Origin of the sequence: Paenibacillus tabacirhizosphaerae, assembly GCF_040812395.1 — a bacterium.
Classification (GTDB): Bacteria; Bacillota; Bacilli; order Paenibacillales; family NBRC-103111; genus Paenibacillus_E.
This window is the reverse complement of the sequence record NZ_JBFNXH010000003.1, coordinates 206999-219363: the sequence shown is the minus strand read 5'-3', so window position 1 is coordinate 219363 and position 12365 is coordinate 206999. Positions and strand designations below refer to the sequence as shown.

The following is a 12365-nucleotide window of genomic DNA, read 5'->3' as shown; positions in this document are numbered from 1 at the left end:
GCTGTAACGCCCAAAAAGGTCGTTACGGAGTTCACCCGCCGCGAGAGGGAGCCTGAAAGGCCCGAAAGCGCCCTTACAGGCCGAAGGAACTGCGCGCAGCGGTTGCTGGTCAAGCTGTAACGCCCGAAAAGGTCGTTACGGCGTTCCCCCGTTGCGAGAGGCGGCCTGAAAGGCCCGAAAGCGCCCTTACAGGCCGAAGGAACTGCGCGAAGCGGTTGCTGGTCAAGCTGTAACGCCCAAAAAGGTCGTTACGGCGTTCACCCGTCGCGAGAGGGAGCCTGTAAGTCCCGAGAGCGCCCTTACAGTCCGAAGCAACCGTCGCGAGAGGGAGCCTGTAAGGCCCGAAAGTGCCCTTACAGGCCGAAGAAACCGCGCGCAGCGGTTGCTGGTATAGCTGTAACGCCCAAAAAGGTCGTTACAGCATTCACCCGTCGCGAAAGGCAGCCCGTAAGGCTCGAAAGCGCCCTTACAGGCCGAAGAAACCGCGCGCAGCGGTTGCTGGTCTAGCTGTAACGCCCGTAACGGGCGTTACGGAGTTCACCCGCCGCGAGAGGGAGCCTGAAAGGCCCGAAAGCGCCCTTACAGGCCGAAGGAACCGCGCGAAGCGGTTGTTGGTCTAACTGTAACGCCTAAAAAGGTCGTTACAGCGTTCACCCGCCGCGAAAGGCAGCCTGAAAGGCCCGAAAGCGCCCTTACAGGCCGAAGGAACCGCGCGCAGCGGTTACTGGTTTAACTGTAACGCCCAAAAAGGTCGTTACAGCATTAACCCGTCGCGAAAGGCAGCCTGAAAGGCCCGAAAGCGCCCTTACAGGCCGAAGAAGCCGCGCGCAGCGGATGCTGGTCAAGCCGTAACGCCCGAAAAGGTCGTTACAGCGTTCACCCGCCGCGAGAGGCGGCCTGAAAGGCCCGAAAGCGCCCTTACAGGCCGAAGGAACCGCGCGCAGCGGATGCTGGTCTAGCTGTAACGCCCAAAAAGGTCGTTACAGCATTCACCCGTCGCGAAAGGCAGCCCGTAAGGCTCGAAAGCGCCCTTACAGTCCGAAGAAACCGCGCGCAGCGGATGCTGGTCAAGCTGTAACGCCCAAAAAGGTCGTACAGCGTTCACCCGTTGCGAAAGGCGGCCTGAAAGGCCCGAAAGCGCCCTTACACTCCAAGGTCAGCCTTTCCCCTGCTGCCGTTAATGCCGCCCCTTGGGGGCGAACAGCCCCCTCGTTCCTCACATCAGCTATGGAATGCCAAGCAGTGGCATTGGCAGCTTTTTTTGCGCACATATGAAAATAATAGATTGATAGATTCTAAGATGAATTTACGATTGGTTGGAGGAACGAAAGACATTATGGCCCAATATACGCCGATGATCCAGCAATACTTGGCCGTAAAGGCGCAGGTCCCGGATGCATTTTTGTTTTTCCGTCTGGGCGATTTCTATGAAATGTTTTTTGAGGATGCTATCCATGCATCAAGAGAGTTGGAAATTACATTAACGGGCAGAGAAGGCGGAGCGGACGAGAAGATCCCGATGTGCGGCGTTCCTCATCATTCCGCTGAGAATTATATGTCCCGCTTAATTGAAAAAGGATACAAAGTTGCGATCTGCGAGCAAGTCGAGGATCCATCTGAGGCGAAAGGCGTTGTCCGCCGCGAAATCGTACGAATTGTGACGCCGGGTACGGTCATGGACAGCAAGCTGCTGGGTGAAACCAGCAATAATTATATCGTCTCGCTAGTCAGCCAAGAGGGCGGATACGCATTTACGGCATGTGACATCTCTACAGGCGAGCTGTACACGACACTGATTCCTGATTCATGGGAACTCGTAATTGATGAACTGAATGTGTACAATCCTTCGGAAATTATTACGGACGGGAAGTTGCTTCCATTGATTCGTGAAACGAGCGCAACCTGGGGCCGGAATACGGTTCTGACGGAATGGTCGCTGGCGGACGAGAGACTGCTCGATGAACATTTTACTGAAGATGAGGCACTGCCTGTACTTTCTATCTTAAGCAGGCAAGGAGTCGCGCTGCTGCTAGCCTATTTGAAGGAAACGCAAAAAAGAGCCCTTACGCATGTCAAGCATATCCGGGTATATGAGCCTGATCAATATATGACGATGGACCCTTTTACCCGCAGAAATTTGGAGTTGGTAGAAACCGTTCGAGAACGCGCGAAAAAAGGGTCGCTGCTCTGGCTGCTCGACAAAACGGTGACGGCAATGGGCGCGCGCATGCTGCGCCGCTGGATTGAGAAGCCGCTCATGAGCGTTTCACGTATTCAGGAACGATTAGAAGCCGTGGATCTGCTTTATAACCAGCTCATCGTTCGCGAAGATGTGAAGAGCGCGCTTAAAGAAGTGTATGACCTTGAGCGGTTAGTGGCACGGATTTCGTACGGAAACGCCAACGCCCGCGACATGCTTGCGCTTAAACATTCCTTGCAGCAGGTACCGCTCCTGCAAGAGGTATGCGAAGCATCAGGCTCGGAGACGCTTCGTAAGCTTGTTCAAGGGATGGACGCCTGCGAAGATGTGAGGGGATGGATTGCGAGTGCCATCGAGGACGAGCCTCCAGTCTCGATTCGAGACGGCGGTATGATCCGGGAAGGCTACCAGCCCTATCTCGATCAGCTCCGCGAGGCGAGCAAGAACGGCAAGCAGTGGATTGCCGAACTGGAGCGCCAGGAGCGCGAAGCGACGGGCATCAAATCGCTCAAAATCGGATACAACAAAATTTTTGGCTACTTTATTGAGGTGACCAAAGCCAATATGGCGTCGCTGCCGGAAGGCCGATATGAGCGAAAACAGACGCTTGCGAATGCAGAGCGTTATGTGACACCGGAGCTTAAAGAAAAGGAATCACTCATTCTGGAAGCCCAGGATAAAATGGTCGACCTGGAGTACGAGCTGTTTACCGAGCTGCGCGACCGGATATCCGGGCATATCTCCAGACTTCAAAAGCTGGCCGAAGTGATAGCGACCGCTGACGTGTACCAGTCGATGGCCGCCGTCAGCGCGGCGCATCACTACCTCAAACCGGAGATCGGCGAAGGCTTCGATCTCCAGATCGAAGAAGGCCGCCATCCCGTCGTGGAAGCGGTCATTCAAGACGGTTCGTTCATTGCCAATGAAACGAGCCTGACACAAGACCAGGGCCGCATTCTGCTCATTACCGGACCCAATATGGCCGGTAAAAGCACCTATATGCGGCAAGTAGCCGTGATCTGCCTGATGGCGCAGATTGGCTGCTTTGTTCCTGCCGGGTCTGCCCGCATCCCGATTATCGATCGGATCTTTACGCGGATCGGCGCGGCCGATGACCTGATCGGCGGGCAAAGTACGTTCATGGTTGAGATGATGGACATTCAAGTGATGACGGAGAAAGCGACGAGCAAAAGTCTGGTCATCATCGATGAATTGGGCCGAGGCACCTCAACCGGCGAGGGCATGGCGATCGCGCAGGCGGTTATCGAGTTTCTGCATGATCGGATCGGCTGCAAGACGCTAGTTTCCACGCATTTCCATGAGCTGGCTCACCTGGAAGAAAGCCTCGCCCATTTGCGGAATCACTGTATGGCGGTTAAAGAGAGCGGCAGGCAGGTTACTTTCCTTCGCAAGTTGATCCGCGGTGCAGCAAGTACGAGTTATGGCATTTATTGTGCCGAAATCGCCGGGCTGCCCGAAACGATCATTCAGCGCTCCTACCAGCTGCTGAACGGGTTTGAAGAGCGGGCTGCGGGGGGTGCGCAGACCGCCGTTTCCACAGAGCGGCTTGCGCCAAGCGAGCCGCACCATGCGCCAGCTGCTATCGCTGAGAAGCCGGCAGCTGCGGTCCAACAGCTGTCCCTCTTCGAGGAAGACAGCGCGAACAGTCCTGCCGTCAAGAAGAAGCTGGACGGCAAGTCTCAGTTGGTGCTCGACCAACTGAAGGGGATTGATTTGATTAATATGACGCCGCTACAAGCGTTGAACTTAGTATACGAATGGAAACAAAAGCTGCAGTAATATGCGTCAGATTTTGTTCGGGGAAGAACATTTGTCTTAGACATCAAAACCAAAACATGGGAGAGACGAGCATGAAACAACAACCGGGAATGAAAGCAATGAAGGTTACGCTGGCGCTTGCAACCACACTTATGGCCATTTTTCCGGTCAGCGGGGTGGCGGCGCAAGAAGATTTGCAAACGCAGCAAGTCAGAGAAGTCATCGGTAAGCTGCATGTTAGCGGTGTGACAGAAGAAGCTTTGGCTGGCCAAAGCATTAAGCAAATGGTGGAAGGACTCAAAGACCCGTATACAGTGTTTTTCAGCAAAGAAGAATACGGTCAATTTAACAGTTCTTTGGAAAATAATTATGTTGGCATGGGCGCACGCATCGGATTGGACGAGAAAGGCGTGTACATTTCTGAAGTATTTGCAGGATCTGCTGCCGAGACCGCTGGTTTACAACGGGATGATTATGTTGTTGCCGTAGACGGAGTTGCGATAGATAAGGAGTCTACTGAATCGGCAAGAAGCAAAATTGTCGGGGTTGCCGGCACGAAAACGAAAGTAACCGTACAACGCGGCGATAAAGAATTGACCTTGGAACTGACTCGTAAAGCCGTAAATGTGCCTGAAGTATACAGCAAGAGCTTTAGCGATGGCGTGGGCTATATCCAAATCACTGATTTTTCCAGCGATGCGGATGAAGATTTTGATCAGCAGTTGAAGGCGCTGCAAGCGAAGGGGCTCAAAACCTTAATTCTAGATGTGCGCAATAATCCGGGTGGTCTCGTCGATACGGCTGAGAACATTGCGAAGCATTTTGTGAAGGAAGGCGTACTTATTCATACCAAAGACCGCAATGGCGAAGACGATCCGGTGTCGTTTACAGGCGGTTCAGCATTAAACGTACCCGTCTATATTTTGGCTAATGAGAACAGTGCAAGCGCCTCGGAAGTCTTGTCCGGAGCTCTTCAGGATTACAAAGTGGGCAAAGTGATCGGCATGCAAACTTACGGTAAAGGCAGTGTCCAGCAGTTGTACCAATTGGATTCTGGCAGCGCGCTTAAAGTGACGGTCGAGGAATATTTAACACCGCTCAAACGAAAAGTGAATAAAGTTGGTATTACACCTGATGTAAAAGTAGACGGCGCTGCCGCTCAATTGATTTCAGCGTTGCATCTCTCAGGAATTTCAGATATCCAAGTCGAGATCTCGAAACATAAAATTACGTATAACGGCGTTGAAATGGGCAGTTTACTGGGGAACTTCCGCCAAGACGGTCACTTGTTTGCCAACACGCGCGCTTTAGCTGCTCTTGCTGGCGCAACGATTACATGGAATGAGGTGAACCGAACCGTCGATATTTCCGATGCAAAAGGAACGCATGCCATTTCGGTGGAAGCGGATAAGCTGATCATTGATAACGGAACCAGCTATGTCAATGTTGACGTGTTTGATGATTATTTTCCTCAGGTGAAAGTAAATGATCAAGGAGAAACGGTTTCCATTCGCGCTGCAAAGGGGAATTAAGTACTATGGGCAAAATTCAGCTCTTAAGCGAGCATATCGCCAACCAAATAGCTGCCGGTGAAGTGGTAGAGCGTCCGTCCTCTGTAGTGAAAGAACTGGTCGAGAATTCGGTGGATGCCGGCAGCACCCGGATTGATGTGACGATTGAAGAGGGCGGCTTGCAGCTCATCCGTGCGGCGGACAACGGCTCTGGCATGGCTTTGGAAGATTGTGAGCTAGCCTTTCAGCGGCATGCCACCAGCAAGATTGCGACGAGCAAGGATTTATTCGCCATTCGCACGCTGGGCTTTCGCGGTGAGGCATTGCCGAGTATCGCGTCCGTATCCCGCTTGGATTGTGTCACAAGCTCGACAAGCGACGGTCTTGGCCGCAAGATCAGCATTGAGGGCGGCACCATTCGCGCTGTTGAGGAAACGGCTGCATCACGCGGGACGGAAGTAACGGTGAAGGAGCTTTTCTACAATACGCCGGCACGTCTTAAATATATGAAAACAATCCAGACTGAGCTTGGCCACATCTCTGATTATATCTATAGACTGGCGCTTGCCCATCCGGGCATCGCTTTCTCGCTCAAGCATAATGGCAACCTCCTGCTGCAAACGCTGGGCAACGGAGATTTGCTTCAGGTTATTGCCGGCATCTATGGAACTGCTGTGGGGAAACAAATGCTTCCTGTTCAAGTGGAAAGCTTGGATTATACGATGACAGGCTTCATTGCGAAGCCGGAAATGACGCGTGCGAACCGTGGAGGCATCTCGACGATTGTGAATGGCCGCTATGTGCGCAATTTTGCGCTCAATCAAGCGCTCCTGCAGGGGTATCATACGCTGCTGCCAATCAATCGTTTTCCAGTCGCTGTGCTCCACATTGTGATGGATCCTTCTCTGGTCGATGTGAATGTGCATCCCGCAAAGCTTGAGGTTCGCTTCAGTAAAGAAGCGGAACTGACAGCCCTGATTGAAGATGAAGTGAAGAAAATGCTCGGCAAGCAGGTGCTGATCCCGCAAGGTGCGAAGCCGGCTGCTCCCAAAGGCGCATACATTCAGGAGCAATTGGAGTTGACCCGTTCTGTTGAATCAGGTCCGATTGCTCAGCAAAGCGGATCAGAGATAAATGCTTCTCAAGGTACGCCAGCTTCAGCTCCAGCATTCACGGATGCTGCTGTCTTATCGGCTGAAGTACATAGAGCGGACAGCTTCAACAACGCGCAAGTGAAAGAAGCCGTACCGCCGTACCGTACAACTTTAAATACTGCGTCAGGCACCGTGGAGCCATCGTATCGATCTCCTTATACGGAGAATCCGCGCAGTTCACAAACCTCTCCATCCGCAAGGGCGGGGTCGGCATCGCAGACGAATGCCTACACATCCGGCGGTTCACGTCCTCTATCCATGCAGCAGCAGCGCAAGGCCAACGAAGCGTTCATGGAGTTGCTTCCCCAGGTGGAGGTTGGCGATGCGCCGAAGCTGCCGTCTTTTCCGAGATTGGATCCTATCGGCCAGATGCACGGCACGTATTTGGTTGCCCAGAATGAGGACGGTCTTTACCTGATTGATCAGCATGCCGCCCATGAACGGATCAATTATGAGTATTATTATGAGCGATTTGGCAATCCTGCTGAGGCAAGCCAAGAGCTTCTTGTGCCGATAACGCTCGAGTTTACGCCAGCGGAGGCTGCTGTCATTGCGGATAAGCTTTCTCTTTTTGAAAGCGCGGGTGTCTTCATGGAGGCTTTCGGCGGGAATACGTTCCTCGTCCGCGCCCACCCGCACTGGTTTCCAGGCGGTGAAGAAAAGGACATTGTAGAAGAAATGTGCGAATGGGTGCTCACCGAGAAAAAAGCGGTAGATATTGCCAAGCTTCGGGAAAAAGCTGCGATCATGTGCTCGTGCAAAGCTTCAATCAAGGCCAACCAAGGGTTAAGCGTGATGGAAATGGAGACATTGATCGACCGCCTTGCCGGGTGTCGTAATCCGTACACATGTCCGCACGGCCGCCCTATTGTAGTTAGCTTTACGACCTATGAGTTAGAAAAAATGTTTAAGCGAGTGATGTAAATCAGTGTTAGTGACAACTTCTTATGCTCCGTCGAAGGAATTGCTGGAGAAAGCCAGCCGGTTGGCCGCTGCGTATGGGGGCCGACTGGTTCCAAGACGTAAAACTTCTTTAGAACAAATAAGGAAATCTTATAAAGATGATTCGCTTCTGCTTGTGACGAAGGAAGAGATCAGGTACTATGAAGGAGACGCGCCTGCGCATTTTTTCCATCCGAGTATGGCACTTGTGCGCATTAAGCGTTTGCTCAAAGGCGAAACTGATCTGCTGCTCGAGGCGTCTGGTGCCGCCCATGGCGATACCGTCATCGATTGCACGGCAGGCCTGGCGTCGGATGCTATTGTGTTCGCTTTCGCTGTAGGTGCAGCGGGACGTGTAACTGCACTGGAAAGTGAAACGATCCCGGCAATGCTTGTCCATGAAGGCCTTGCTGTCTACGAGTCGGAAGTCGCCGATCTCAATGCGGCGATGAGACGAATTGAGCTTAAGAAGACAGATCACCTCCTTTACTTGCAGCAGTTGCAATCGCAAAGTGTGGATATCGTCTACTTCGATCCGATGTTTCGAAGTCCAATTGAGGAATCTCAAGCCATTTCACCGCTCCGGCAACAAGCAAATGGAGAAGCTGTGAGCATGGCAGCCGTCACAGAGGCAAGACGTGTTGCGCGCAAGTCTATCGTGCTTAAGGAGCATAGGGACAGCAAGGAATTTAATCGGCTAGGATTTGATTCCATCTTACGTTCAACAACGAAAACAACCTATGGAGTGATTCGATTGTGTTAGCCCCACTCGCCAAGCCGAAATTACTCGTGCTTCTCGGTCCTACTGCAGTAGGTAAAACAAAATTAAGCTTGGAAATTGCCCAAAAGTTTGGGTGTGAGATCATTTCCGGCGATTCCATGCAGGTGTATCGGGGCATGGACATCGGTACGGCCAAGGCTAGCGAAGCAGAGCAGAAGCTCGTCCCGCATCATTTGATCGACATTCACGATCCGTCTTACCCTTTTTCAGCCGCAGAGTTCCAGGAACGTGTGAAGAACTTGATAGCGGATATCCATGCACGAGGGAAGCTTCCTTTTATTGTGGGGGGAACGGGTCTATATATTGAATCCGTGTGCTACAATTATCAGTTCACAGACGTCAGTATGGACGAAGCGTTCCGCCATGAGCAGGAAGCGTTCGCCAGCTTGCATGGTGACGAAGCGCTGCATCAAAAACTGCGCATCATCGATCCGGAAAGTGCGGACCGGCTCCATGCGAACGATCGCAGGCGCGTGATTCGTGCACTTGAGATTGCCCATGTGTCCGGTCAGACGATGTCGGAGCATTTGGCAGTCCAGAAAAAGGAGTCGCCATACGAACTATGTATCGTTGGACTTACGATGGATCGGGCGCTCTTGTACAAGCGAATCGAGGAACGCATTGATGCGATGATGGCAGAGGGACTCGTCGAAGAGGTTCAGACGATTCTGGACGCGGGCTGCCCCAAGCAGGCGATCTCGATGCAGGCGCTGGGTTACAAAGAGATCCTCAGCTATTTGGAGGGCGAGCTCACGCTTGAAGAAGCAGTCATTCTGCTGAAGCGCGATACCCGCAGATTCGCGAAACGCCAGCTATCTTGGTTCCGTCATATGAAGGATATTCAATGGATGGATGTGACGGATTCAACAAATTTTTCTGCCCATTTCCAAATGATTAGTGATATAATAGCAGGAAAGTTTGTACATAAAATTGAATATAATCAACAACAATGAACATTGAAAATAGCGCCGAGCGTTGATCGATCCATAGCCAACGTTTCATTCCATTAAGGGGGATCTACTGATGAATAAATCCATTAATATCCAAGACAATTTCCTTAACCAGCTTCGAAAAGAAAGCATTCCTGTAACTGTATACTTGACTAATGGGTTTCAAATCAGAGGACTTATTCGTGCTTTCGACAACTTCACCATCATTATTGATAGTGAGGGCCGTCAACAAATGGTGTATAAACATGCAATTTCCACGTTTACACCGCAGCGCGCTGTTTCCTTAATGGCTGCTGCTGAGGCATCGGAATAATCCGTAGACTGGATGTTTTGCAACTTTTTAATTTGCGAGACCGTCTAACCGAATAGAAACGATTGGGAGCAACCTTACTTATGAGGTTGTTCTTTTGTTGGTAAGATATAGAGAATGTACAGGAAGGGAGTCGGTGAATATGGCGAAACCAACGAGTACAAAGCCGCAGGGCAGTAATAAAGGTCCGAAGAAGAAGCGCATTAACTTTCGCAAAGTCATTACGGGCACAATTATAGCCGGTATTTTGGCGATTATTTGTGCAATGGGCATTTATATTGTCGTTATTATTAATGGGCAGAAGATTTTAACGCAAAACCTGGATAAGATTAATTCGACAAATGAATCAACGCTTATTTATGGGCAGGATGAAGGCAAGGACAAGAAGCTTGTGGATGTCGAGGTTGCCAAGATTTATAAAGGCGAGAACCGTGAGAGTGTGAAGATAAAGGATGTGCCCGATCGGCTGCAGCAAGCGTTTATTGCCACTGAGGATCGCCGTTTTAATGAGCACTCGGGTGTCGATTTCTGGGCGATTGGCCGTGCGCTGGTGAAAGACGTGATGCATATGAGCGCAGTTGAGGGAGGCAGCACAATAACCCAGCAGTTAGCGAAGAACGTATTTCTAAGCTCGGAGAAGACGGCGTTCCGTAAAGGTACGGAGATGTCGATTGCTTTTGCGTTAGACAGCAGGTATGGCAAGGACGAAATTCTGGAAAAATATTTAAATCGCATTTTTTTCGGCAGCAATGCTTATGGGATTAAAGCGGCTGCGAAGGTGTACTTTGGCAAATCGGATCTCAACAGTTTAAAATTGTGGGAGATGGCGACACTGGCAGCATTACCCAAAGCACCTTCGAAGTATTCGCCGCTCAAAAATCCGGATCTGTCCAAAGAACGACGGGGTGTCGTTCTTCGGCTGATGACGGATCAGGGGTACATTACGGAAGCTGAGCGTGCAGAAGCAGCGGCCGTTGATTACGTAGCGCCGTCTAGCGCTAACCAAGGCAGCACAGACTACGCGTCTTATGTAGATTATGTCACGAACGAAGCTGAGGATGTATATGGCATCGATGAGGATGAGCTGCTCACCAAAGGATATCGCATCTACACGACAATGAATCCGAAAGCGCAAAAAACGATGGAGCAAACCTACACGAATGCCAGTTTGTTCCAAAATAATGCATCCGATGGTCAAAAGATTCAAAGCTCGATGGTAATTATCGACAATAAGACCGGCGGTTTGCTTGCGATGATCGGCGGACGGGACTACCAGCCTAAAGGCTTTAGCCGCGTCTATTCCAAAAGGCAGCCCGGGTCTTCATTTAAGCCGATTGCGTCATATGGCCCAGCGTTAGAGAGCGGTAAATATACGCCTTATTCGATGATGAATGATGATCAGACTACATTTGGCAATGGAACGTACTCGCCACGTAACTATGACAGGACGACACATGGTCAAGTGACGATGTTTGAAGCGGTTAAGAAATCCTACAATCTTGCGCCTGTCTGGTTACTGGATCAAATGGGAGCGAAAGCGGGATTGGATTTCGCAGCTAAGCTCGGCATTCAATTGAATAAACAAAAGGATCAAAATCTCGCTATTGCATTAGGCGGTCTTACTGACGGAGTGTCTCCACTTGAAATGGCATCCGCATACACGGCTTTTGCCAATCAAGGGGTACTCAATAAACCTCATGCAATCTTGCGAATTACGGATGCGCAAGGGAAAGATATTCAGACGTACAAACCTGAGAAGAAGCAAGCCATTCAAGCGAAAACGGCCTATTATATGACATTGCTGCTTCAGGGCGTTGTGGAAACTGGCGGAACAGGGACGAAGGCGAAGTTAAGTCGGCCTGTAGCCGGTAAAACGGGAACGACCGGTCTGGATTTGAAAGGCCTTGAAAAATATGACCGTGATGTTTGGTTCGTCGGTTATACGCCAGAATGGACAGCCGCTGTCTGGGAAGGCTTTGACAAAGTCGACGCCAAACACTATGTAACAATTGGCAGCGGCAGCCCTTCGGCTATTTTCAATGTAGTGATGTCAAAGTCGCTTGAAGGGAAGCCGGTTACGAATTTTGTGAAGCCGGATAATGTGGCTGATTTGACTGAACCTCCTAGTGGAATAGCGGATTTAGCAGCCGTGTATGTGCCGGAGTCAAAGATGGTTAAATTGACATGGACTTCTCTTGGCGATAAAGTTGCCTATAAACTGTTCCGCAAAAGCTCAAAGGAAACTGAGGCCAAGCTGATCATCCAAGTGCCTAACGCCGAGGTGAATGATATAACTGTAACTAGCGGAGAAACCTACCAGTATTACATTACGCCGATTAGCTTGGACACGAATACGGACGGTGCGAATTCCAATGTGATTAATGTTGAAGTGCCTAAGAATGAAACGGTACCGAGTCCATCTCCTTCACCGTCCGGATCACCTCTGCCATCTCCGTCCCCAGGTACTGGCAAGGATCATCAATCGCCGTCTCCTTCTCCATCGCCTGGCGCGAAGCCGACGCCTTCACCTTCGAATGGCGGGACGGCGAATGACGGTAAAGGGAACTCAGGGGCAAGCGCAAATCCGAGTCCAACCCCTAGTGCGACGCCTGTCAATAAAGCAGAAGAAGCGCCAGCGGATAAGACGAAGACGGATAAAAATCAAGAAAGCGTGAAAGTAACCGCGCCGAACGTCCAACAATAAAAAAATAAGATCATTTATCATGGAGGATACAGTC

At 50.9% G+C, this 12365-nt stretch carries 7 protein-coding genes; all 7 read left to right on the top strand.

Annotated features, from left to right (window positions below):
• Positions 1-1336 precede the first annotated feature (1336 nt).
• On the top strand, positions 1337-4000 hold the full coding sequence (mutS, locus tag ABRS97_RS06735; RefSeq protein ID WP_367812864.1) for a DNA mismatch repair protein MutS: 2664 nt from the start codon (positions 1337-1339) through the stop codon (positions 3998-4000).
• A gap of 71 nt (positions 4001-4071) precedes the next feature.
• Positions 4072-5511 (top strand): S41 family peptidase, encoded by a 1440-nt coding sequence (locus ABRS97_RS06730; protein ID WP_367812249.1) that lies wholly within the window; start codon positions 4072-4074, stop codon positions 5509-5511.
• A 5-nt stretch (positions 5512-5516) separates the two neighbouring features.
• Positions 5517-7568, top strand: coding sequence for a DNA mismatch repair endonuclease MutL (gene mutL / locus ABRS97_RS06725; RefSeq protein WP_367812248.1), 2052 nt, complete (start codon positions 5517-5519; stop codon positions 7566-7568).
• Positions 7569-7572: 4 nt separating this feature from the next.
• Positions 7573-8349 (top strand): class I SAM-dependent methyltransferase, encoded by a 777-nt coding sequence (locus ABRS97_RS06720; protein ID WP_367812246.1) that lies wholly within the window; start codon positions 7573-7575, stop codon positions 8347-8349.
• Positions 8343-9320 carry a tRNA (adenosine(37)-N6)-dimethylallyltransferase MiaA gene (miaA, locus tag ABRS97_RS06715; RefSeq protein WP_483312421.1) on the top strand — a complete coding sequence of 326 codons (978 nt, stop codon included), beginning with the start codon at positions 8343-8345 and terminating at the stop codon, positions 9318-9320. The genes ABRS97_RS06720 and miaA overlap by 7 nt, the downstream gene beginning before the upstream one ends.
• Positions 9321-9390: 70 nt before the next feature.
• Positions 9391-9630 (top strand): RNA chaperone Hfq, encoded by a 240-nt coding sequence (gene hfq / locus ABRS97_RS06710; protein WP_147946297.1) that lies wholly within the window; start codon positions 9391-9393, stop codon positions 9628-9630.
• Positions 9631-9769: 139 nt separating this feature from the next.
• Positions 9770-12331: a transglycosylase domain-containing protein gene (locus ABRS97_RS06705; protein ID WP_367812244.1), complete on the top strand. Its 2562-nt coding sequence runs from the start codon at positions 9770-9772 to the stop codon at positions 12329-12331.
• Positions 12332-12365 lie beyond the last annotated feature (34 nt).